Genomic DNA, 24,223 nt, shown 5'->3' with positions numbered 1-24,223 from the left:
TGGAAATTTCGCATCAAGAACTTCAATCATTTACCTTTTATGATCTATTTTTTTGATTTAACTTCTGAGAAATGAATAAGCCGACACAAGGTTTAGTAAATCTATCTGAGCTCTTCTTCGATAATCAAGATCCAATATGCGTTTTATTTTTCAAAATATGACGACTTTTTTTAATATAAAAACGACATTTTTATTGTTGAATTAATTCTTTGTGAATATTAATTCAATTATCCTACCTTTTAATTCGCTTTTGCTTGTTCGTTATTATGCTTGTTTTTGTCTTTGTAGTCGCTGGTTTTAGTTTTTATACGGTATTTTATATGGCTTTAGAGCATTTTTATTATAAGGTGCATTGTTTTTTATGCAAAAAAGTATTCATGAACCTTAGCTTTTATTTTGATTAAAACGCTACTTTTTGACATAAACCGTATTTTCATCCATAGCTTTAGTTCATGTGAATAGCGTATTGAAAAACGTTGTTTATAGTTAATTCACATTAAGCTATGGAGAGTTTCTCTCCTCGTTAATACACCAAAGAAAAAATAAAAAATAGAGGTTTTACTTAACATGAAAAGCAATAAGTTTTTAACAAAAACATTTCTTGCTGTATCAATAGCGAGTTCGTTAACCATAACAGCCATTACTGCTGAAGCCAATGCAGAATTGGTTTCAGCCATAGAAGTAAAAAGCAATGTAGCGAAAAAAACAGAAAAACGTTATATCGTCAAATTTAAAGCTAATCGCGGGCTAGCTAAAGAAAAAGTTTCAAGCAAAGAGAAGCGCTCAGTTAATTCAAAGCATTTGGAAAAACACGGTGCAAAAGCACTCTTTCATATGGATAGGTCAAATGCTGTCGCCGCAAAACTCAGTCGTGCACAATTTAAACTCTTACAAAGCGATCCTGATGTCGAATATATTGAAGAAGATCCAGTCCGTTATTTAATTGATAGTGTTACCCGTGCCTTTGATAAACGTAAAGTCGCCGCAGTTGCACCTGCCGCAGAGTCAGCACCTTATGGTATTGCCTTAGTACAAGCTGACCAAGTCAGTGATGCGGCAACGGCTAATATGTCGATTTGTATTACCGATACCGGTTATGAAGGTAATCATGAAGACTTACGACCTTATACTGACGCAGGTATTACCGGCGATAATGATGATGGCTTAGGCAATAATACCGGTAACTGGTGGCAACCGGGCCATTCGCATGGTACGCATGTTGCGGGCACTATTGCGGGTCTTGGTAATAACGGCAAAGGCGTGGTTGGCGTAAACCCGAGTGGCTTACTCGACGTACACAACGTAAAAATATTCAATAATAGTGGTACTTGGGGCTATGGCTCAGATATGGTACGCGCGGTTGAGCAGTGTCAAGCCGCAGGTGCTAAAGTTATCAGTATGAGTATTGGCGGCGGAGCCTCTAGTACGACAGAAGAAAATGCTTTTATTGCCGCGGCCAACGCCGGTTTACTTAATATTGCGGCTGCCGGCAATGATGGTAATACATCCTTGTCATACCCTGCATCATATGACTCAGTTATGTCAGTTGCCGCGTTAGATGCAAATAAAAATTTAGCGTCATTTTCACAGCGTAATGCGCAAGTGGAAATTGCGGCACCGGGTGTTGCGGTAACGTCAACCATTATTGGTAACAGTTATGCTACTTGGGATGGTACTTCAATGGCAACACCTCATGCCTCAGGTGTTGCCGCTTTGGTGTGGAGTCATTTTCCAAGTTGTACTGGTGAAGAAATTCGCCAAGCAATGAACCTAACCGCTCAAGATTTAGGCGCGTCAGGACGTGATAACAGTTATGGTTATGGGTTAGTACAAGCGAAAGCAATGTATGATGCATTAGCTGCTGACGGTTGTAGTGGTATTACGCCACCGCCACCGCCAACATCTGGTGTATTAGAGAATGGTGTGGCGCAGACCGGGTTATCAGGTAGTACTTCTGAACAACTTAATTTTACAATGCAAGTCCCTGCGGGAGCTACGGGTATCAGTTTTGATATGAGTGGTGGCACTGGCGATGCTGATTTATATGTACGTTTTGGTGCTGCACCAACAACAGCTACCTATGATTGTCGCCCTTATGCGAATGGCAACAACGAGAGTTGTACCGGTACCAGTGACAATGGAACGTATTATGTCATGATGAATGGTTATAGCGCCTTTAGCGGTGTTAGCTTAGTGGGCAATTATACTGATGGGTTGAATCCTCCTCCGGGCGGTGGCTCATATACTAATGATACCGATGTTAGTATTTCCGACAGAAAAACTAGCACTAGCGTCATTGATGTTACCGGTACTGGCGATTCAGGCTCTGTGACGGTCAATGTTGATATTAAGCACACTTGGGTTGGTGATTTAAAACTTACCTTAGTTTCACCAACGGGTGCCTCTTCGGTATTGCGTGAATATACCGGCGGCTCAGCCGACGACATTACCGATAGTTATGTTATCGATGCAACCGGTATTGAGCGTAATGGTAATTGGAGCTTGAAAGTATATGACAACGCTCGTGGCGATACTGGTTATATTGATACTTGGACCATTAACTTTTAAATAATTGTTAATAGTCGACGTTAGAAATAAGCTAATGCTGAGTAGCACTCATCACATTAAATGTGATGAGTGTTCTTTATTGGCACCAAGTGAACATTTCCAAACGCTAAAAAGCTGTGCTTAGGTAACCTTATTACTTGCAACAGCTATTAAACTCAGAAGAGCACAAATCAGTATATTTTATTAGTGCTACTGGCTCGTACCATTGCAGTTGCACTAATACCAACAAAGGTAATAGTGCCTAACCGCCAGAAAACTTGTTTTTAAGGAAGTTTTTTAACTTGTCTTTTTGTTTGTCGAGTTGATTACTAAACTGCGCAGTTAACATATCTTTGATTTGATTTTGGCTACCATTACTGAGTTCTTGCCAATTAGACCACTGACTTATTTGTTTATTGGAATCTGTTAACGGACTTTGTATTTTAGCCGTTAAGGTTTGTTTGATAGTTTGCAGCTGTGCTTGTTGTTCACCGGTTAAGTTCGTCAACATCGCACGAGTGAACTCTTTATCTAAATCTGAAGTAAAGCTAAGTTCAGGCGCACTAAAGTTGCCTTTTACTTGCGTTTGAATATGCATGCTATTGAGCTGACTTAAGGTATTAGCGATAGTTGTGGTTAATTTATTGCTGCCCTTAGCCGATATCGCTAACTGACTTAGGTCAATACTACCGCTACCGTTGATTAGATTTTCGTCGATGGCAACCGTACCATTACTGCTCATTAGTGCGGTCTCTATTGCGCTGGTCAGCTTCTCTTCATCAAGCAATGCTAGATCGGATAATACTAAACCTTGTAAACTCCACTTTTGTTGCGCTTTTATACCGTTATCTTTGAGCCATAAGTCGCCATCAATTTTTAACGATTGCCATAGTTTGCTGCTCGTTGAATTGATAGTAAATAAGGTTGGCTGAGCAATTTTATCGTGCTCGTTGGTGATGTTTTTCCAATGACTTTCAATGGCTTCATCTTGCCAGTTCAGTGAGATTTCGGCATTTTTAATTAAGAATTCAGGTAAAGCTTGATTGTCACTAAATTCAAGCCAACGTCCCTCAGAGCGCAAGTCTTGTTGTTGCTCTTCAGCTTGTTTATTGCCTAGCAGTGGCGCAGCAATTTGATAAGCGCTAAGTAGATACTGACTCCATAGGGTTGCTTGTTGACCAAAAACCATGCCCGTGATGTTATTAATTGCCGCCGCATCGCCTGACATTAATGCCTTAAGTTGTAGGTAATCTTGGTTTGGCGCCGCTTTTAATTCAGCCATTTTTACTGACATGGTCTCTTTTGCGGTCAATGCTGCTTGTTGAAAGTCATTGATTTTTTGTTGTTCTTGTCCTAATTCTTCGCGTAATTTATCAAAGGATTTTTTCGCCGTTAGTAGTTCTTGCGGGTCTTTATAATCGGTATCAGTCAGGGCTTTAATTCTTGTTTGGTAGCTAATAAGTTTAGTTTTATCTGGCAGTTGTTGGTATAGCTGAGTAAGCTGCTGTTCGTTCTGGCGATAAACTTGTTGAATTTCTTCAATAGCTTTAGTGGTTTTTAATGGCGACTTCGCTAACAGTTCATCAACACTGGGTAGCTCTGGTTGCTCGGGTAATAATTGCTTCAAGCCTTGTTTGGCAGCTTCATTAGGTTGGCGATAAACTTCACCAACAGCAGTGCGCGGTTGGGCAAAACGAAGTTCCGAAACAGTGAGATTTTCTATGATCACTTTACGTCGTAACAAAGGCGTTAAGTAAATCTGTGCATGAGCTTGTGCTATTTGCAGTTGATTATGGCTAGGCTGTTTTGGGTCGGTAATTTGCAAACCCTGCAAGCTAACGCCAAAAGGCGACAAGGTGTGGCTAACATTGGCAATATTAACCTCGGCACCGGTAGATTTTTCTAGTACTTCAATAACACCAAGCTTTATCCATAAATCAAGAAAAAGAAAAAATATCCCAGCAATTAAGCTGGAAAGTAGCGCAAAAGCAATTAGCCCAGGCCAACGAATAATTTGAGTCATATTAATCCCCTAAGGTTTTAAAGAGTTGATATAGCTTAGTGCCTTTGAGAAAAGCGACGATTTTTAATTTTTCTATATAAGCCATGAACCTTTCGCGATACTGAACGATGAGTATTTTACTGGTGATCAGTACAATAGGACAAAGTAAGACACTAAGCACGAAGCTGCCTAAGGTTAGGGTATGGAAAAATTGACTCAGTAGGCCAATATCACTGTTATAGAGTGCAGTCCAAAAGCTTTGTAAACTCTCATGGGTAAGTAAGCTCTCACCTATGGTGATCATGGCGGGATCTAATAGATATGCAAGACCTGAAAATAGCGATAAAGCAATTAAAAAGGTACTGAGGTTAACTCTGAAAAATAATACGATGAAAAGTACGATTAAATTATGTAGGCGCAACAATGGCGTTAGTCCCACTAACATACCGAACATAATTCCTAATGCCAATTGCCACGGACTGGCGTCAGAGCTGAGCGCTTTTAATAATTTGGCGATGAAGACCATAATTTATCCCTAAAGTGAGTCTAAAAATGCAGTTAGTGTCAATATAGCTTAACCAATATAAAGTGTGGTTAAGTTACACTCGAGCACGCTTGCTTTTAATACGTATTAAACGTTTGATAAATGACACTGAGCACTAAGTGCTAGCTGAATCTAAACCTTAACTATAAGTTTAGCTCAGTTAGCAATATTAATTAATTGCTCATCAGTGCAGCTGATGTGTTTGCTTGCTAACTTGTCGTTGTTGATAAAATCTTTTAATATCAAGGGCTATAGATGTTACCCATTTGATTTTTTATCGTTAATTTAAGGTTTACAGTGTATCGTTATTCGTTACGTTTGCAAACAACAGGCTGAAGATAAGTGGTGTGTGTAATAATATTGTCTCACATGATTATTGCTAGTGCAGATAGCAAAAAACTGTGCTATTGACGTAGGAAGTTTATTACAAATTTAAATTCTATAGCTGCTCAGTTATTTGATAAATATTAAAAGCAAAAGCCAGGACTACGCTGGCTTTTGCGGATAACTTAATCTATAGCTGCGATTGAATGTAGTTTTCTAAGCCGATGGTTTTAATCAGGCCAAGTTGTTGCTCTAACCAGAAAGCGTGATCAACTTCAGTATCGTCTAATAATTTTTCTAAAATTTCACGTGTCACGTAATCTTTTTCTTGCTCACATAACGCAATAGCGGCTCTAAGCGAATTAGCCACCGCATATTCGACGTCTAGATCACTTTGCAACATTTCAGGTACCGTTTTGCCGATATGTAAACTTGGTCGCGTTTGCATATCAGGTGAACCTTCTAAGAATAAAATACGTTGGATCAGCATCGAGGCGTGTTGCTTCTCATCATCAAATTCATGATCGATACGTTCAAATAACTTCATGATACCCCAATCTTCATACATGCGAGAATGAATGAAATATTGATCCATGGCAGCTAATTCATAGGCGAGTAGGCCATTTAATGCAGATATAACTTGAGTATTACCTTTCATTTTAATTTTCCTTCTAACTGAGTCTACTGATGTCTGCGCTATAATTGAGCCTGAATGTATTTCTCAATACCAATACTATCTATTTGATATTGTTGGGTTTCTAACCAGTCTAAATGCTCTTCTTCATCGTTTAATATAGCATCTAACATTTCGCGACTAACATAGTCTTGCTCCTGCTCGCAAACCATAATAGCGTTACGCACTACGTCAATTTGGGCGGTTTGAAAACGCGTATCGCAGCTGATCATCTCTTGAGTATGTTCACCAATAGCCAGTGGCGCTAGTTGCTGTAAGTTAGGTAAACCTTCAAGAAATAATATGCGTTCAATAACTTTATCAGCTTGTTTCATATCAAGAATAGATTTTTTATAGCACTTACTGTTCAGTGCATTGATACCCCAGTTTTTGTACATACGGGCGTGAAGAAAGTATTGATTAATGGATGTGAGTTCACTGGTCAGCACTTTATTTAGTATTGCCAGAACTGTCGGGTTACCTTTCATTAGAGCCTCATATTTAAGATGATTAAATGTTGACTGTAATTATAGGAATAAAAACTAAGAAAGCAAAAGGTATATTGTAAAAAACCTTTAAAAACAAGTGTTTGAAAATAGGAATTGTTATCAGTTGCGATTAACTATTAGCTAAGACCTTGTTAACCAACTGCTTTAAATAAACTTTCATCGATAATGGTGTTATCTATAATATTTTGTGCCGTTTTAACACATGTGCCACATTGTGAGCCAAGCGGTAAGTGCTGCTTTAACTCACGCATAGAGCCAACGCCAGCTTCACTGACTAATTGTTTAATTTGGTGATCTGTGATGCCTTTGCAAATACAAACAAACATGATAAAAACTTCGCATATGATTGATAACGCGATTGATAATAGTTCTTATTTAAGTTGATTTCAACAATTAATTTCTTAAAAAAAATAGACCATTGATATATAAAGAAATAAATAATAGCATGTTATATGGATGACGAATGTACAGATAGTAAGCAACCTATTCGATTATTGTTTAATGACATTGCTTCGATAGTATTGCCCAAGATAGCAGAGGCATTGATATTAATTGAGCTGAGCTTAAGTCACTCAAATAGCTTAACATACTCAAAAAGTTTAGGTTCATACAATAGTTAAGGAAAACCAGCCTATTGCTTAGTCATAACATAGCAAAATCAGAAAGCGCTTTGTTTTATATCGCGTCGAGTTTTTTACCCAACAGATCTAGCATACTGGCATTTAATGTCGATAACTGTAATTGCAGTTGTCGGCGCTGCTGATCTGCCGCTTCACCCTTATCATTTTTTATCCGGCTTAGCTTTTTTTGTACTTCTTCTATTTGTTCTTTAATTTCCTCTAATAGTTTGTCATTTGTACTGTCTGCCGCGCTAGTAGCCTCTTGTGTTTCGCTTGGTTCTTGGCGAAACATGGCTAATGCTTGTTCTGAAATAGTTACTTTTTCTTCTGCCAATACTTTTGGCGTTGAGGTTAATTGTTTTTCAACATATTTCATATGTTCGAGAGAGCCATCATTTTTATCTCGAACAGATAAGGTTTGGTTTGTTTGTGCCAAAGATGTTGAATTACTGGTTAATAATGTATTCATATTAAAAGCCTTATTGTCGCTATTTAGGGTATCGGCCAGTTAAAAGAAATATTAAGTTATTTTTAAATAATCCTGATTAAATATAATTATTTTAATATATATGTAATATGTTATATTTCTTTTAATAAATCACTATTTTATGAGATGACAATGACACCGACTGACTTTTTTAAATATCTTGCTGATGATATACGTCTGAAAAGTGTATTGCTGATAGCTCAAGAAGATGAGCTTTGTGTTTGTGAACTTATGGTTGCACTTACAGAGCCGAGCCAGCCCAAAATATCACGTCATTTAGCGCTACTAAAAAATGCCGGCTTGTTGGTAACACGTAAACACAAGCAATGGGTTTTTTATACGATTAACCCAAACATACCGAGTTGGACACAAGAGGTTATTAACTTAACGTTAAGTAAAAATTTAACCTTTATTGGTGAAAACTTACAGGCCCTAGAAAATATGGGCGATAGACCAACACGTATTGCCAGTTGCTGTGTGTAACTTTAAGTAGAAGCTTGTTTTTACCAAGTTGTTACAGTGCTTAACAATATATATATACGGTACTTAACTATGCCGCGCAGCAGGTTGAAGTATCATTTTGACATACAAACAGGATATTTATCATGATGATTAAAATAGGTATTAACGGCTTTGGTCGTATGGGGCGCTTATCAATGCGCGCGGCATATGATTGGGATGATGTTGAAATTATTAAAATTAACGATCCCGCCGGTAATGCCGAAACGTTAGCTCACTTACTCAATTTTGATTCAGTTCATGGTATTTGGCAGCATCAAGCTGAACATGTTGACGATACTATTATTATCAACAATAAAGCTATTGCCTGCAGTCGTAACCGTAATATTGTTGATACCGACTGGTCTGATTGTGATGTAGTTATCGAGGCCTCAGGGGTAATGAAATCTAAAGCGTTACTAAACGCATATTTAGAGCAAGGGGTTAAGCGCGTAGTGGTTACTGCACCCGTTAAAGAAGACGGTATTTTGAATATTGTGATGGGTGTTAATGAGCAAGAATATGACGCTAATCAGCATCGTATTGTTACGGCTGCGTCGTGTACCACTAATTGCCTTGCACCGGTGGTGAAGGTTATCCATGAAAAAATAGGCATTAAGCATGGTTCAATGACGACTATTCATGACATTACCAATACGCAAACCATATTAGATGCCCCCCATAAAGATTTACGTCGTGCCAGAGCGTGTGGCATGAGTTTAATTCCAACCACTACAGGCTCTGCCACGGCCATCACTCATATCTTTCCGGAATTAAAAGGTAAGCTTAATGGTCACGCTGTTCGTATACCACTAGCAAATGCCTCGCTAACAGATTGTGTTTTTGAATTGCAACGACCGACAACCGAGCAAGAGGTGAATAATTACCTAAAAGCTTCTGCAGAAGGTGAGCTTAAAGATATTTTAGGTTTTGAAGAGCGCCCGCTAGTATCGATTGATTATAAAACGGATCCACGCTCGTGCATTGTTGACGCTCCGTCAACAATGGTTGTAAATGGTACGCAAGTTAAGCTTTATGTCTGGTATGACAATGAGTGGGGTTATGCAAATCGTACGGCAGAAATTGTTCGTATGGTGGGAAAATCTGATTTGAAAAATGATAAGTCAATTTAATAATTGGCAAATGAACAGTAGAAATTATAGATGAAAGCATTAAGCGGGTTATCGACTCAGGTAAAGCAGTATTTAATTATTACTGGTAATTATTGGGCATTCACCTTAACCGATGGTGCTTTGAGAATGTTGGTTGTGCTGTACTTTCATCAACTGGGATATAGTCCGCTTAATATTGCTTTACTGTTTGTATTTTATGAAATTTTTGGTGTTGTTACTAATTTGGTTGGCGGTTGGTTAGGGGCTCGTTTAGGCTTAAATAAAACCATAAATATAGGCTTAGCGCTACAAGTTGTGGCATTAGCTATGTTATTAGTGCCAAGTAATTTACTGACCGTATTTTATGTTATGGCCGCGCAAGCTTTGTCGGGGGTTGCCAAAGACCTCAATAAAATGAGTGCAAAAAGTGCCATTAAGTTGTTAGTGTCTGCAGATGAAAGTCATAAGCTATATCATTGGGTTGCATTACTTACGGGCTCTAAAAACACCCTGAAAGGTATCGGTTTTTTTCTTGGTGGTTTAATGCTGACTTGGTTAGGGTTTACTGGCGCAATAGCGGTGATGGTTATCATGTTAATCATCGTATGGTTATTTAGCATGGTTAAATTGCAAGCGGATCTGGGCAAAGCGCAAAACAAACCAAAATTTAAGGATATATTTTCAAAAAGTAAAGCGATTAACTTGCTCTCTGCCGCCAGATTGTTTTTATTTGCAGCCCGGGATGTTTGGTTTGTTATTGCCTTACCTGTTTTCTTAGCCGCAGAGTTCTCTTGGTCGCATAGCTGGGTCAGTGGTTTTATTGCTGCTTGGATTGTGCTGTATGGTTTGATGCAAACGCTTGCACCTAAATTAACTGAAAAGCCCTCAGGTCAAGCGCCGAACAGTAAAGATGCCGCTATGTGGGGGGCAATATTAGTCATTGTTCCATTAGCTATGGCATTGTTTCTATACAATGACGTAGCTGCTCAGTGGGTTATTATTATCGGCTTAATAGCCTTTGCGCTTTTATTTGCCATTAATTCTTCATTACACAGTTTTTTGATTGTTGATATGGCAGATAAAGATGGTGTGTCGCTAGATGTCGGCTTTTATTATATGGCGAACGCCTGTGGTCGGCTACTAGGTACGGTATTGTCTGGTTGGTTTTTTCAGGCTTATGGCTTAGTGGCTTGTTTGTATATTTCAGCTATTTTTATCGCCTTTGCTGTGATCTTTGTTGCGCTGATCAATCCTATTAAAAATCATACACCAGAGCGAATTTAGACTGAGTAAGTTTAATGCTTATTCTATGGTGTAATAAGGCAACTTAGTGACTCTACCTTTATTGGTTGAATCGACTTTTAAAGTATTTTTAATATCTTTCCAGGCAGTCACTTTACCGCCAACATTAAGCTTTTCAAAACTTAGATTATCGACTTTATTGTGATCAATATTTAAAAAGTCGAGTAGCTCAAGGTAGCTGTGCTCTACGCTAATATCTATCGCTAAAAAACGATTTTTTCTACCTTTAAAATATTGCTGCACTTGTTGTTCATGCTGCTGATAGCATTGTGTTAAAAATGCAACATCATTGATGTTTTCTAAATTGTAAGGTGCGAACACTGTTTTATAGCAACGCTTAATTATTGGGTTAAACCCACCATCTTCGCGAATAAGATTAACATGCATGCGAGCGAGCAATTGCCCGATGGAAGGTAACCACTTGTCCATTGTTCGTGTTAAGTAGATAAATTTAGCATCAGGATAAGCTTTATCTAAATGTTGATAGTCACAAAATATAGGCGTGTCGGCAATCACTTGAGCTTCGTTGAATGAGCGGTCGGTATAGGCGGTATGGGCTACCCTAAAGCCTAAATCGAGCATAGCAGCACAAACACTTGTGGTGCCGGTTCTAGGTAAGCCAATAATAAAAATTTTGTTCATGGTTTGATTCATATTAAGGGTAGGGGGCAAAGCGCACTATTGTATGGCGGCATAACTATAAAAACTAACCTTATTTAATTTTTTGATATTAGTCAGAGTGAATCCGATAAATAAAGGTTAAAAAGCAGTTTAAGGCTAAGCTTGTTAATTTAGAGTGGCTGACCTGTCAATTCTTCTCTAGAAGCCTTGAAACGTAAGGGCTCTCCCTTATTGAAATATGCGGTGGAAAGTAAGTTTTAGGACTTGCGGTCCATCTCAGGGCGTGTTGTTATACGCAAACGTTACGGTACCGCACGTATTATAAGATGTGCTGTAGGTCTAAAAAATAAAAAAATAAAAAAATAAAAATAAAAGAAAAATAAAAGAAAAATAAAAGGACATATATGGACGCTTCCTTGATGTCAACCCAAGTGAATACGAAAACATAACAAAACGGGCTTATGTTTTTGATTACTGAGCATTACTCTTTTCATACTTTTGTTCATGATGACAGGCGCTTTCGCTTGCTTAAAGCAAACTGTACTGACATATATTCGAGCTATGGTTTGTTATCCATGCTCCAGATAAGTTGCGAACTAGAAATACCTTAAAACATTGTTCACCCAAACGTGATAGATACACTTGTCCTCTCACAGGCTTTGTTCTAGTTGGCTAGTGCCTTTTTTTCATCTTATCAACAACAGTCTTGAAAAGTTTTCTGGATAAATTAAGTCCCCTCTAGCAGCCTAAACACCCACACAGACTCATGGCCTTTGTCCTGCACAGGCTTACTAGAGGGTAAAACGGGTCGTCAATCATGTGATTACCTTAACCGGTTGAGGCGTGTAATGGCATTGCTTTTGTAACAATGTCCACATGATGCGTGCTAACTTGTGCGCAGTGGCAACCGCGGTACAATTGAACGGTTTTCGTGCACTTAACTGGGTTATCCACACACTCAATGCATCGTGTTTCTTTCTGGCATGAACGATGATGGCACGCGCACCATGGATAAGCTGTTTACGCAGGTATTGGTCTCCACGTTTACTGATGCCGCCCATCACGCTTTTTATTGCCTGAGGCAAATTGTTTGGGTGTAATGCCTAGCCAAACAGCAAAGTCGCGTGCACTGGTGAAGGCTTGTCCACTGCCTATTGAGGCAATAAAGGCAGAAGCATTGAGGTAACCAATGCCAGGGATACTCAATAGTATTTGCCCTAATGAATTGGCTTCAATGTCAGTTTTTAATTGTTTTTCAATCGCTTTAATACGTAGGTTTAAGGTTTTGAATTCTTGATAAACATCGTTAACTAGCCACTGAACTGATACCGATAACGTGGTATCAAGTGATAATGCTTGCATACTTTCATTAAAAGCAGGTATGCCTAACGGGAAAACAAGGCCAATGTCAGCTAATAAACCACGTAGTTGATTAGTGACCGCTGTACGTGTTTTAAGTAACCTTTCTCGCAAGCGATGTAGCATTAACGTTTCTTGCTGAGTTTGGGTTTTGATGGGGACAAACCGAATGAAAGGTCGCCTACTTGCTTCGAATATGGCCAGTGTATCGTTACTGTCATTCTTGTTTCCTCGCACAAAAGGTGTCACGTGTTGCGCAGGAATTAAGTGCACAGTGTGACCGATGGATTCAAACAACCGGCCCCAATAATGAGAAGAATAACAGGCCTCCATCACAACACGACATGGGGGTTGCATTTGCATAAAATGCTTCAGTTGAGCGCGGTTCAAGCGCTTATTAAAAACGCCTTTATTAGCCTCAGTAAACCCCATGAGTTGAAAAACGTTTTTTGCTAAATCAATTGATATTGTGCTAACTTTCATGACGGACGTTCCTTAAATTAACTGATTGTTTTTAACCAGTTTGGCGCATTGACGCCGTAATTGGGAGCGTCCATCACATCATCCACTTTAAATAAAGTATCGCCACATGAACAGGACAAATTTAATCTTGATGCAGCGATAGTGCTGTAGACAATGTTTAATGGTATTTCTCTAGAAATTCACGCAATTGTCGCCAACAACGTGTTTTTTAGACAAGTCTGCCTTCAACGTAAGCTTTAAAATTACGGTTTTTTGGGGGCGCTTATTACTTTGGTTTTTGGCTAGTCGCTTTTATGCAAATAACTTATTGCAATGACTCAAGTTCCGTCGTCGTTTTAAGTGTTGGTGTTCACAAAAGTCACTTAAAGCTGCTTCTCGCCCGACTGCACCATGAAATTGTGTTCTAAACTCCGTGGTGATAATTAACCAATGCTCTGCTGATATATTTAAGCGTTTGAGAATTTCGGGTTGGCTTTGTTCGATAAAACCATGTTTATCTTCCCGAATGCTGCGCCCAGTAATATCAATAAGTTGCAAATAGTCTGTTAGGTCAAACGGTAGGCCTTTGGACATATTTTCTCTGGGATTACCGACAAAGGGCATGAGAGTGTTTGGTTGTTTGCCTGTTTTCGCTTGTTCGCAGCGTAGTTTAACGCTGGTGTGACTAGAGGTTTCTGGAGTGTCAGCGATATTGGCGCGGATAGGATTTAAATCAACATACGCCATGCAAGCAGCAATGGCCGCTTCATCAAGAAGTGCTTGAGAGTAAAATCTAGCTTCCCAAAAACGACCTTTACAATCATCTTCTTGATTAGCCGCGCGAGCAACGCCTTCATTGATATAGCGCATAAACCAACTGATGTCGATAAGGCGCTGGCGATATATCTCAGCCGTTGCGTTAACCATAGCGAGTAGCGGCTCTGCGAGCGTATCGCCATTCAGGTATTGTTGAGTTAATAGCGTACCTTTGTGTAAACGATGCCAGCGTTCAAGCACTTCCGTCATACTCCATTGCTTAGCTTTTTCTTCATCAACAAATAACACCACATGATAGTGGTTGGCCATTATTGCATAAGCACACACATCGATAGCAAAGACTTGCGTGAGGAAATGCAATTTATCTTCTATCCAGCCTCGCCGATGTTCAAAGCTTTGGCCTGATAGCTTATCTTTACCACACAAAAACGCACGCCTTACACAACGTGTAATACAGTGATAATAAGGTGTATCCGCTAAACTGATTTGTTGCTTTCTGGGTGTTGTCATCACGCACCTGACATATAGAGAAAGGGTCATTTGAGCTTAGTACACAGGCTAAGGTTGTTCAATTTAGAATGGGTGATGAGATGGACGCTCCCAATTACGGCGTCAATGCGCCAAACTGGTTAAAAACAATCAGTTAATTTAAGGAACGTCCGTCATGAAAGTTAACACAATATCAATTGATTTAGCAAAAAACGTTTTTCAACTCATGGGGTTTACTGAGGCTAATAAAGGCGTTTTTAATAAGCGCTTGAACCGCGCTCAACTGAAGCATTTTATGCAAATGCAACCCCCATGTCGTGTTGTGATGGAGGCCTGTTATTCTTCTCATTATTGGGGCCGGTTGTTTGAATCCATCGGTCACACTGTGCACTTAATTCCTGCGCAACACGTGACACCTTTCGTGCGAGGAAACAAGAATGACAGTAACGATACGCTGGCCATATTCGAAGCAAGTAGGCGACCTTTCATTCGGTTTGTCCCCATCAAAACCCAAACTCAGCAAGAAACGTTAATGCTACATCGCTTGCGAGAAAGGTTACTTAAAACACGTACCGCGGTCACTAATCAACTACGTGGTTTATTAGCTGACATTGGCCTTGTTTTCCCGTTAGGCATACCTGCTTTTAATGAAAGTATGCAAGCATTATCACTTGATACCACGTTATCGGTATCAGTTCAGTGGCTAGTTAACGATGTTTATCAAGAATTCAAAACCTTAAACCTACGTATTAAAGCGATTGAAAAACAATTAAAAACTGACATTGAAGCCAATTCATTAGGGCAAATACTATTGAGTATCCCTGGCATTGGTTACCTCAATGCTTCTGCCTTTATTGCCTCAATAGGCAGTGGACAAGCCTTCACCAGTGCACGCGACTTTGCTGTTTGGCTAGGCATTACACCCAAACAATTTGCCTCAGGCAATAAAAGCGTGATGGGCGGCATCAGTAAACGTGGAGACCAATACCTGCGTAAACAGCTTATCCATGGTGCGCGTGCCATCATCGTTCATGCCAGAAAGAAACACGATGCATTGAGTGTGTGGATAACCCAGTTAAGTGCACGAAAACCGTTCAATTGTACCGCGGTTGCCACTGCGCACAAGTTAGCACGCATCATGTGGACATTGTTACAAAAGCAATGCCATTACACGCCTCAACCGGTTAAGGTAATCACATGATTGACGACCCGTTTTACCCTCTAGTAAGCCTGTGCAGGACAAAGGCCATGAGTCTGTGTGGGTGTTTAGGCTGCTAGAGGGGACTTAATTTATCCAGAAAACTTTTCAAGACTGTTGTTGATAAGATGAAAAAAAGGCACTAGCCAACTAGAACAAAGCCTGTGAGAGGACAAGTGTATCTATCACGTTTGGGTGAACAATGTTTTAAGGTATTTCTAGTTCGCAACTTATCTGGAGCATGGATAACAAACCATAGCTCGAATATATGTCAGTACAGTTTGCTTTAAGCAAGCGAAAGCGCCTGTCATCATGAACAAAAGTATGAAAAGAGTAATGCTCAGTAATCAAAAACATAAGCCCGTTTTGTTATGTTTTCGTATTCACTTGGGTTGACATCAAGGAAGCGTCCATATATGTCCTGTTAAATCCTGTTCAACAACAGAATTAAGTTGCGGCTGCGCGCAACCTATCCTTTATTTATTATAACTCACTATATGTGATTTTTACTTTTAAGTTTTTAGCGATATTGCTCATTTCATCTCTTATTTTAAAACACGTATTAGGTTTTGATTCGAGATCAGGGTTATTAGGCATCACATAATAGGAAATAAGATTGAGAGAACCACATGCTTTATGTAAACCTTCCGTCGAAGGCAAATAGCGTAACATAGCAAAAAACGAATAAAATGGAATAGCTTGCTTGGTAGATAGTAATGTTGATGCAAGTCTTTTTAATTCATTCTCAATATCGACAGTACAGTGAGCATTAGTAATTTTAGATTGTTCTCTTAAAAAGAATGCTGATAGCTCCCCAATCGATTTTTTAAATTCTACAATCGGTTCTAGAACAAGCTTTAAGAAAAACTGCCCCAAAACAAATACACTAACACCTGCAAGAATGGTAAAGAACATTGAATCTTTCACTAAACTCTCCGTGAGTTATAACAACTTAATAGGAGGTAACTTGCCTCTTTTACAGAGAAAAAGTTTCCACCTTATTTATTTTACATATTAATAACAAATCCTTGCAGCTAATACCACCTCTTAGCTACAGATAAATACAACGTTTTCGTTTTTAGACGAAATGAGGCAACATGCCTCATTTCTTGACTTGGGAGGAAATACTATGATGCTGTGTATAAATACAGTATCCCAAAGGAATTAAAATGAAGACAAAATCTCCTTTTCTAAATAGTGTTGTCGAGTGGATGTATAGTCGCCATTATGCAAAAAAATCTATTGAGACTTACATTGGTTGGATATATACACTTTCATACTAAATTTTTTCACTCGAACACGTGTATCTCATTATTTATGGCGAACCACACTTCGATACTACGCTTTGATTAACGGCTAATACCTTCATTTCATAAATCTGCAATATTTGTGAAACCCGATTGTCATATAGAACCATTAAAATTTTGCCAAGTGATTAAGCTGTTGACGTTTTGTTTAAGCTTTTGTTTAGACAATACCGCACTTAATAATTTTCGCTTCTATAAGGTTTTATGGACAATGAAACAAAATATTTTACCTCAATGTATGCAACTTGCTTTGATCGCAGCAGCGATGGCAATGCCTGCATTAGCACAAGAAAACCAGTTAACTGATGTGGTTGCTGCAGGACAAAAAATTAATCAGTCTGCTAATAAATCTCAACAAAAAGTTGATGTCATTAATAACAGCATTTTAACGAAACTTCAGCAGTTTAAAACGGTTAACAAAGAGCTTGATGGCTTAAATGTTTACAACAAACAAATGAATAAACAAATTGAAAATCAGCTAGCCGAATTATCTCAGCTCGATATTTCAATGGCACAAGTCAGTATTATTGAACGTCAAATATCGCCTTTGATGGCCCGCATGATCAGCACGCTTGAAGAGTTTGTTACTTTAGATATGCCATTTCTTCCCTCTGAACGCAGTCAGCGTTTAACGGGTTTAAAAACTATGCTCGAACGTGCGGATATTGCGGTATCTGAAAAATTTCGTCGTGTGCTAGAAGCCTACCAAGTCGAAGTTGATTATGGTCGTACGATTGAAGCCTATACCGGTTTATTGACTGTAGAGGGGGTCGAGCGCGATGTCGACTTTTTACGTATTGGCCGAGTGAGTTTTGTTTACCAAACACGTGATGGTGAAAAGTTAGGTATGTGGCAGCAATCATCTCAATCTTGGCAGCCATTGTCTGGTGAATACCGTTTACCGGTTAATAAAGCATTACGTATTGCACGTAAACAGCTTGCCCCTGATTTAATCATTGTGCCTGTTGCACAAAACTCAGCTGAATAAGGAAGGATAAACATGATGTCTTTCAATAATAAAACGTTTATCAAGCCGCTTTTACGCTCACCTCTACGTTCGTCTTTGCGTTCGCCTTTACGTTCGATAGGCACTTTAGTTTTTAGCTCATTATTTGTTGTTAGCTCGGTTTGCGCACAACAAGCCAGTAACTTAGATGAATTATTGTCGCGCTTAGAAACAGGGCAAATAGCCCAAACCAAGCAAAACCAAGCGAGAGAGCAAGAGTTTACTTTAAAAGTAAACGAGCAAGGGCGCTTACTTAATCAAGCAAAATCTGCTCGTGATCAAGCGATTAACACCAGTACAAGCTTAGAAGCTAACTTTCAAGATAACGAAGTTAAGCTCGGAAATAAAACTGAGGCCTTAACGCGTCGCATGGGCGAATTAAAAGAGCTATTTGGTGTATTACAGCAAGTGGCTGGTGATACTAAAAGTAAGTTTCAAACCTCGGTTATTTCCGCTCAAATAGCTGGACGAGGTGAGTTTTTAGATGAACTAGCACAAAGCATGGGTTCTTCTTCAAAGCTCGCATCAATTGAAGAAATTGAACGTTTGTGGTTTGAGCTACAACGTGAAATGACCCAAAGCGGCAAAGTACATACTTTCACCCGTGATGTGGTGATGGCCAGTGGTGAGAAGCAGTTAACGCAAGTAACACGCGTGGGTGGTTTTAACCTTATTGCTAACGGTAAGTACTTAGAGTACATCGATGAAACGGGTTCAGTCGCTGAACTTATTCGTCAACCATCAGGACGTTATCTTGACAGCGCCGCTGCATTAAGTTCAACGCCTGATCAAGCCGTACCTTTTGCTTTAGACCCAACCGGTGGTTCAATTTTGAGCTTACTTGTACAAGCACCTGATACGCAAGAGCGTATTGAACAAGGTGGCCCTGTTGGTTATGTGATTTTAGCGATAGGTTTGGTTGGTTTACTGATTGCTATTGAGCGCTTTATTACCTTGTTTTTAATTGGTGGCAGAGTCAATCGTCAGTTAAAAAGTGATAAGGCAAACAGTGACAATCCATTAGGTCGGGTGATGTTAGTGAAAGAGCAAAATCCTAAAGCTGATACGGAAACATTAGAGCTGCGATTATCGGAGTCTATTTTACGGGAAGTACCTAAGTTATCGAGTCGCTTAACGCTGATTAAAATAATTTCTGTGGTTGCTCCTTTAATAGGCTTACTCGGTACCGTTACCGGCATGATCAACACCTTCCAAGCGATTACCTTGTTTGGTACTGGTGACCCTAAATTGATGGCTGGTGGTATTTCACAAGCCTTGGTTACCACTGTTTTAGGCTTAGTTGTCGCGATACCTATGGTATTTATCTTTACGTTATTGCATACCCGCAGCCGCTCAATCATCAATCTACTTCAGCAACAAAGCGCTGGCATAATTGCTGAGAGGGCTGAGAGAACCGAGTGGACGGAGCGCAATGAGCAAGGAGCATAAACCATGATTTGGTTTATTGAATTAATGAATACCATCGGTGAATTTATGGATACCGGTGGTCAGGTGCTCACCGTTATTGCTGTTGTTATTGCTGTAATGTGGTTGTTGATATTTGAACGCTTAATTTTTGTTTTTTGGGGCTATCGTCGTATTAAAAAACAACTTAAGCACCATTGGCAAAGCCGTAGCGAACAGCATTCGTGGCATGCCGAGCAAATTCGCTTAGCTTTAGTGGCTCGTGGTAGCGCCATGCTAAGCACGAATTTACCGTTGATTCAAAGCCTGGTTGTGTTGTGTCCGCTGTTAGGCTTGCTCGGTACCGTAACGGGCATGATTGAAGTGTTTGATGTGATGGCAATTTCTGGCAGTGGTAATGCGCGCTCAATGGCTTCAGGTGTTTCGCGAGCAACGATACCGACCATGGCGGGTATGGTTGGCTCATTATCTGGGGTGTTCGCGGCGACATGGTTACAACGCCATGTTAAACGTGAAACCGAATTGCTTGAAGATGCGATGGAAGTCGACCACTAACCCTGGTCGATTAGCCTAATAAACTGTACTCGATTAATCCAGTAGATTGGGTATCGACGTTACAGTAAAGCTATCTTAATAAAAATTGATAAGAATTAATAAGAGGACAGGTTATGCGTTCGCAATTAAATAAAATGCTCCAAGAGCAAGAAGAAAGTGAAGAGATAAACATGACACCGATGTTGGATGTGGTTTTTATCTTGTTGATATTTTTTATCGTCACTGCGTCATTTGTTAAAGAGTCTGGTATTGAAGTTAATCGACCAGAAGCGGCAACGGCAGTAAAAAAAGAGCGAGCGAATATTTTAGTCGCTATTAGTGACAAAGGTGAAATTTGGATCAATAAACGCCGTATCGATGTGCGAGCGGTACAAGCTAACATCGAGCGTTTAAAGGCTGAAAACCCACAAGGTACTGTGGTTATTCAAGCGGATAAAAAAGCCACCACCGATATATTGATTAAAGTGATGGACTCTGCCCGAGCTGCGGGCGTTTACGACGTGTCTATTGCGGCGCAAGAGGCTTAGTGATGGCAGATTTAAGCATGTCTAACGCAAGTAATACAAACAATGTTAGCGATTCGCGAACACCTTCCGTGTTTTTACAAACCGCTAGCCGATATCTTTTGGGATTAGTGTTAGCGGTGGTAACAACGATTGGTTTGTTATGGGGCATGCAGGCTTTGATTGCTGGCGGTAGTGAAGTGATGTCAGAGCCGCCTCGGGGCAATGTACTCGACTTTATTCGCTTAAAGAAAGAACAGCAAACGGTGAAGAAAGAGCGAAAACCGCAAAAGCCCGCTAAACCGAAAACGCCACCACCGCCAATGGTACAGCCAAAAATGGCGCAAGCTAACCCGAATGCTCAAGCAGTCAGTAGTAGCTTCTCAGCTGATATTGCACTTGATGCTGGCTTAAGTGGCGGTCTTAGCCTTGAAAGCGGTGACGGAGATTATTTACCAATAGTAAAAGTAGCGCCTATCTACCCACGTCGAGCTCAATCTCGTGGTATTGAAGGCTTTGTTATTGTTGAATTTACCGTGACTAAAACCGGTGCGGTTCGTGATGCCGTGGTGGTAAATGCTGAGCCTGAGAGTATTTTTGATCGCGCGGCGTTAGATGCAGTACTGAAATTTAAATATAAACCTCGTGTTGTTGATGGCGTAGCGATGGAAGTTGCTGGCGTGCAAAATAAAATATCTTTTGCCATTGATGGTTAATATCTCATTGCAGCTTATGGCAATAATGAACTTGAAAAAAGAGGAGAGCAGAGCATGTTAATGAAAAAAATAGCGGTAACCTTATTAGGTGCAGGTTTTTTGTATAGCCTGGCAGGTATTAACCTAGCTTACGGACAAGTAACTGATAACTTGAAAAGTAACTCGGCAGACGTGTCTAAAGATAACTCAGCGAGCAGTAAAACGGTAAAGCTAACTAAAAAGCGCACGGCTAAAAAAGTGCCGGCGATGCGAAATCGTGTCTATAGCCAATTAGCACGAGCGCAGAAGTTAGCCGATGAAGGGGTTAAAATTGCCGGTTTTGACGTACTCGATGAAGTAAAAGACAGAATTGATAGCTTAAATAGCTATGAGCGCGCCATGTTGTGGAATTTCTATGCTTTTATGTATTATGGCAATGAAGATATCGATTCTGCTATCGAACATTTTGAATTGGTGATAAAAGAAGACGCTATTCCTGACTCTTTATATTTATCAACAGTTTACTCTTTAGCTCAGCTATCGATGCAACAACAAAATTATCCGCAAGCATTAGCATATTTACAACAATGGCAAAACAATAACACCAAGGCGTTAACAACGTCGCAGCATATGATGTTTGCCCAAATTTACTACCAAGATAAACAATTTGAAAAAGTGATCACCGAAGTTGAGCAAGCGATTAGCTTGGCGCAACAAAGTAATGCCACAGTCAAAGAAAATTGGCTGATTTTACAACGCGCTAGTTATTATGAACTTAAACAACCAGCGCAAGTGATCAAGGTCATTGAGCAACTCGTACGACTTTACGATAAACCGGAATACTGGTTGCAATTAGCGGGTATGTACGGCGAAGTTGGCCAAGAAGATAAGCAGTTAGCGGTGATGGAAGCTTCATGGCAAGCAGGGCATATAACTAAGGGGAGTGATGTGATGACATTGGCGCAATTATATCGTTTTCACCAAGTACCTTTTAAAGCCGCCATATTGTTAGAGCAAGCTATTGCCAAAGGGACTATTGTCGCGAGTGAAAAAAGTCTAGAAGCACTAGCGCAAGCTTATGTTGCCGCTAAAGAAGACGAAAAAGCATTGCCGGTACTTATTAAAGCTGCAGAAATCGCTGATACAGGTAAGTTTGATGTTCAACTTGCTCAAGCCTATTTAAATTTAGAACGTTGGCAAGATGCGATAGCATCCGCTAATAATGCCTTATTACGCGGCGGTATCAGCAGAGAAGGTGATATGTACTTAGTGATAGGTATGGCGAAATTTAATCTACAAGCTTTTGATGAGTCTTTAATTGCCTTTACGCAAGCGCAAAAAATTCCAAAATCAGCAAAAACCGCTAAACAATGGTTTCATTATGTTGAACGAGAGCAAGGTCAGCGTGAACGCTTAGCGATGTTAAATTAAAATAGATTAGCGTTTACTGCACAGTGCTCGACTTATCGCACTATTTATAGCTATTTTTATAAGCAATATTGTTGCTAATAAAACCGGTAATAAACCTGACAATAAAATAGCGAATCAAACAGGCAATAAAACAGACAATAAAAAGGCTTAGCTGATCACTCAGCTAAGCCTTATTTTTTTCGGTAGGGTATCAACAAAGTAAGCCTTACTTATTACCACCAACAGAAACTTCTAAATCTTTTAAAATACCGTCATGTATATTGTAAACAAAGGCATGTACGGTAATTTTTTGACCCGCATCCCAAGCTTTTTTCAATATCGTTGTGTTACAAATGTTGGCAACTTGTTCGATAACATTTAACTCGCACAGTAAATTTAAGCGTTCAGTATCATCTTCAACCGCATTTAAACGCGCTTTATGGAAACGATATACGTCTTTAATATGGTGTAACCAGTTATCGATTAGACCGTGGCTTTGATCATCTAACGAGGCAATAACGCCACCGCAGCCATAATGACCGCAAACAATGATATGTTTTACTTTTAAAACATCAACAGCATATTGGATAACCGAAAGGCAATTTAGATCGGTATGAACCACTAAGTTGGCAATATTCCTGTGGACGAAAACTTCACCCGGCTGCATGCCGAGTAATTCATTCGCGGGCACACGTGAATCAGAGCAGCCTATCCACAAATATTCTGGATTTTGTTGTTCAGATAAGTGCTTGAAAAAATTAGGCTCTTCTTGCTTTATTTTTTCAGCCCACAGCTGATTATTGTCAAATAAATGTTGTATTGAACTCATGAGGGGAACAACTAAGGAAAATATACCGTGATTCTAGGTTGTTATGCTAACAAGTAAAGCAAAAACTGGTCTTATATCTCAGCTCCCTGCGGGCAAGCCGATAACGAGTTATCTGTGGCGTTATTGATTTCGATAATAGAATAACTATTCTCGGCTCTGGCATCCTGCTTTGCCCTACCTTCACCATCCATGGTTTCGTCTTCAATCAATGGCTTGGTGCTAACCTGTTATCGGCTTGCTGAAATCTGCATTTTGAAGTGGATCGGGTATACTAGCGTTATCAAAAAAGAATTGGAGAATAGTATGGCTTCAGCCTGTGCTCGTCATATTTTAGTTAAAAGCGAAAAGCTGGCGCAAGAACTAAAAGCTAAAATTGCTAAAGGTGCTGATTTTGGGCAGTTAGCAAAGAAAAATTCGACTTGCCCGTCAGGGAAAAAAGGCGGTGACTTAGGAGAATTTAAACCTGGTCAAATGGTTAAAGCTTTCGATGATGTGGTGTTTAAAAAATCAATATTAACTGTCCATGGTCCGATCAAGACCAAATTTGGTTATCATTTGATTGAAACCATTTATCGTAATTAATTTTTCTCAGCTTTATCGCTATTCTTGTTCTTTATCCTTTTTAAGTTGTTCAGCTTTTCGCTGAGCAACTTTCTCTTGTTGTGCTTTTGATAGCTCAAACTTACTAGCCGATTGCTTTATTAATAAGATACCTGCGATAACTGAACCTACGGCAATAATAATGATTAAAACAGTGGTGAAAGTCATATTTTTATCCTGATAATGTTGCGTATAAATGAATAATTTTTTTAGCGTTGATTATTTTTTATTCTGAATATTAAAAACAGATAGTAAAATAACACAATAGCATGTAATTTATTTGTAAACTTAGTAGGATTATTATGCAGTTAATGATACTAACCCTATTGATTATAACAATAACTATAATTTAGTGATAATTGCTTTTTA

23 protein-coding genes and 1 pseudogene are annotated in these 24,223 nt (G+C 39.4%); 12 read left to right on the top strand and 12 right to left on the bottom strand.

Going from position 1 to position 24,223, the window contains the following annotated elements:
• Positions 1–567: 567 nt before the first annotated feature.
• Positions 568–2,568, top strand: coding sequence for a S8 family serine peptidase (locus tag FGD67_RS04910; RefSeq protein ID WP_257173944.1), 2,001 nt, complete (start codon positions 568–570; stop codon positions 2,566–2,568).
• A 241-nt stretch (positions 2,569–2,809) separates the two neighbouring features.
• On the opposite strand, the gene FGD67_RS04905 is transcribed toward FGD67_RS04910, so the two are convergent.
• The 6 genes from FGD67_RS04905 to FGD67_RS04880 form a co-directional block, all read right to left on the bottom strand.
• The gene (locus tag FGD67_RS04905) at positions 2,810–4,570 is read right to left on the bottom strand and encodes a TIGR03545 family protein (protein WP_257173943.1); all 1,761 of its coding nucleotides are present in this window, start codon (positions 4,568–4,570) and stop codon (positions 2,810–2,812) included.
• 1 nt (position 4,571) lies between these two features.
• On the bottom strand, positions 4,572–5,075 hold the full coding sequence (locus FGD67_RS04900; protein WP_257173942.1) for a TIGR03546 family protein: 504 nt from the start codon (positions 5,073–5,075) through the stop codon (positions 4,572–4,574).
• Between the two features lie 532 nt (positions 5,076–5,607).
• Positions 5,608–6,075, bottom strand: a complete 468-nt coding sequence (gene bfr / locus FGD67_RS04895; protein WP_257173941.1) for a bacterioferritin — start codon at positions 6,073–6,075, stop codon at positions 5,608–5,610.
• A 38-nt stretch (positions 6,076–6,113) separates the two neighbouring features.
• A complete protein-coding gene (gene bfr / locus FGD67_RS04890) occupies positions 6,114–6,578 on the bottom strand; it encodes a bacterioferritin (protein WP_257173940.1) in 465 nt (154 codons plus the stop codon).
• A 152-nt stretch (positions 6,579–6,730) separates the two neighbouring features.
• Positions 6,731–6,925, bottom strand: coding sequence for a bacterioferritin-associated ferredoxin (locus FGD67_RS04885; protein WP_257173939.1), 195 nt, complete (start codon positions 6,923–6,925; stop codon positions 6,731–6,733).
• A gap of 349 nt (positions 6,926–7,274) precedes the next feature.
• On the bottom strand, positions 7,275–7,688 hold the full coding sequence (locus tag FGD67_RS04880; RefSeq protein ID WP_257173938.1) for a hypothetical protein: 414 nt from the start codon (positions 7,686–7,688) through the stop codon (positions 7,275–7,277).
• A 150-nt stretch (positions 7,689–7,838) separates the two neighbouring features.
• Between FGD67_RS04880 and FGD67_RS04875 the strand changes: the two genes are divergently transcribed.
• The 3 genes from FGD67_RS04875 (at position 7,839) to arsJ (ending at position 10,600) form a co-directional block, all read left to right on the top strand.
• Positions 7,839–8,189, top strand: coding sequence for a metalloregulator ArsR/SmtB family transcription factor (locus tag FGD67_RS04875; RefSeq protein WP_257173937.1), 351 nt, complete (start codon positions 7,839–7,841; stop codon positions 8,187–8,189).
• Between the two features lie 122 nt (positions 8,190–8,311).
• Positions 8,312–9,337: an ArsJ-associated glyceraldehyde-3-phosphate dehydrogenase gene (locus FGD67_RS04870; RefSeq protein ID WP_257173936.1), complete on the top strand. Its 1,026-nt coding sequence runs from the start codon at positions 8,312–8,314 to the stop codon at positions 9,335–9,337.
• Positions 9,338–9,367: 30 nt separating this feature from the next.
• Positions 9,368–10,600: an organoarsenical effux MFS transporter ArsJ gene (gene arsJ, locus FGD67_RS04865; protein WP_257173935.1), complete on the top strand. Its 1,233-nt coding sequence runs from the start codon at positions 9,368–9,370 to the stop codon at positions 10,598–10,600.
• Positions 10,601–10,618: 18 nt separating this feature from the next.
• Here the strand turns inward: arsJ and FGD67_RS04860 are convergent, their stop codons facing one another.
• The 3 genes and pseudogenes from FGD67_RS04860 to FGD67_RS04850 form a co-directional block, all read right to left on the bottom strand.
• Complete coding sequence (locus FGD67_RS04860; protein ID WP_257173934.1) at positions 10,619–11,260, bottom strand: sulfotransferase; 642 nt, start codon at positions 11,258–11,260, stop codon at positions 10,619–10,621.
• A 794-nt stretch (positions 11,261–12,054) separates the two neighbouring features.
• Positions 12,055–13,081, bottom strand: a pseudogene (locus tag FGD67_RS04855) (IS110 family transposase).
• A gap of 291 nt (positions 13,082–13,372) precedes the next feature.
• Complete coding sequence (locus FGD67_RS04850; protein WP_257173933.1) at positions 13,373–14,347, bottom strand: transposase; 975 nt, start codon at positions 14,345–14,347, stop codon at positions 13,373–13,375.
• A gap of 154 nt (positions 14,348–14,501) precedes the next feature.
• Between FGD67_RS04850 and FGD67_RS04845 the strand changes: the two genes are divergently transcribed.
• A complete protein-coding gene (locus FGD67_RS04845; protein WP_257173932.1) occupies positions 14,502–15,527 on the top strand; it encodes an IS110 family transposase in 1,026 nt (341 codons plus the stop codon).
• Between the two features lie 480 nt (positions 15,528–16,007).
• On the opposite strand, the gene FGD67_RS04840 is transcribed toward FGD67_RS04845, so the two are convergent.
• Positions 16,008–16,451: a hypothetical protein gene (locus FGD67_RS04840; RefSeq protein WP_257173931.1), complete on the bottom strand. Its 444-nt coding sequence runs from the start codon at positions 16,449–16,451 to the stop codon at positions 16,008–16,010.
• A 591-nt stretch (positions 16,452–17,042) separates the two neighbouring features.
• Here FGD67_RS04840 and FGD67_RS04835 point away from each other — a divergent pair.
• The 6 genes from FGD67_RS04835 (at position 17,043) to FGD67_RS04810 (ending at position 22,446) form a co-directional block, all read left to right on the top strand.
• Positions 17,043–17,819, top strand: a complete 777-nt coding sequence (locus FGD67_RS04835; protein ID WP_257173930.1) for a DUF3450 domain-containing protein — start codon at positions 17,043–17,045, stop codon at positions 17,817–17,819.
• A gap of 15 nt (positions 17,820–17,834) precedes the next feature.
• On the top strand, positions 17,835–19,286 hold the full coding sequence (locus tag FGD67_RS04830; RefSeq protein ID WP_257175069.1) for a MotA/TolQ/ExbB proton channel family protein: 1,452 nt from the start codon (positions 17,835–17,837) through the stop codon (positions 19,284–19,286).
• Positions 19,287–19,289: 3 nt separating this feature from the next.
• Positions 19,290–19,817, top strand: coding sequence for a MotA/TolQ/ExbB proton channel family protein (locus FGD67_RS04825; protein WP_257173929.1), 528 nt, complete (start codon positions 19,290–19,292; stop codon positions 19,815–19,817).
• A 113-nt stretch (positions 19,818–19,930) separates the two neighbouring features.
• Positions 19,931–20,344, top strand: a complete 414-nt coding sequence (locus FGD67_RS04820; RefSeq protein WP_126669479.1) for a biopolymer transporter ExbD — start codon at positions 19,931–19,933, stop codon at positions 20,342–20,344.
• Positions 20,345–20,490: 146 nt separating this feature from the next.
• A complete protein-coding gene (locus FGD67_RS04815) occupies positions 20,491–21,036 on the top strand; it encodes an energy transducer TonB (protein WP_257175068.1) in 546 nt (181 codons plus the stop codon).
• A 54-nt stretch (positions 21,037–21,090) separates the two neighbouring features.
• Entirely contained in the window at positions 21,091–22,446 is a 1,356-nt protein-coding gene (locus tag FGD67_RS04810) for a lipopolysaccharide assembly protein LapB (protein ID WP_257173928.1), read from the top strand.
• Positions 22,447–22,651: 205 nt separating this feature from the next.
• On the opposite strand, the gene can is transcribed toward FGD67_RS04810, so the two are convergent.
• A complete protein-coding gene (can, locus tag FGD67_RS04805; protein ID WP_126669477.1) occupies positions 22,652–23,254 on the bottom strand; it encodes a carbonate dehydratase in 603 nt (200 codons plus the stop codon).
• Positions 23,255–23,557: 303 nt separating this feature from the next.
• Here can and ppiC point away from each other — a divergent pair, with 303 nt between their 5' ends.
• Positions 23,558–23,836: a peptidylprolyl isomerase PpiC gene (gene ppiC, locus FGD67_RS04800; protein WP_257173927.1), complete on the top strand. Its 279-nt coding sequence runs from the start codon at positions 23,558–23,560 to the stop codon at positions 23,834–23,836.
• Between the two features lie 18 nt (positions 23,837–23,854).
• Here ppiC and FGD67_RS04795 read toward each other — a convergent pair whose 3' ends face one another.
• Entirely contained in the window at positions 23,855–24,022 is a 168-nt protein-coding gene (locus FGD67_RS04795) for a DUF2897 family protein (protein WP_257173926.1), read from the bottom strand.
• Between the last annotated feature and the right edge of the window lie 201 nt (positions 24,023–24,223).

The organism is Colwellia sp. M166 (genome assembly GCF_024585285.1).
In the GTDB taxonomy this organism is placed as follows: domain Bacteria; phylum Pseudomonadota; class Gammaproteobacteria; order Enterobacterales; family Alteromonadaceae; genus Cognaticolwellia.
The sequence above is the reverse complement of the archived record's forward strand: the minus strand, read 5'-3'. Positions and strand labels throughout refer to the sequence as shown.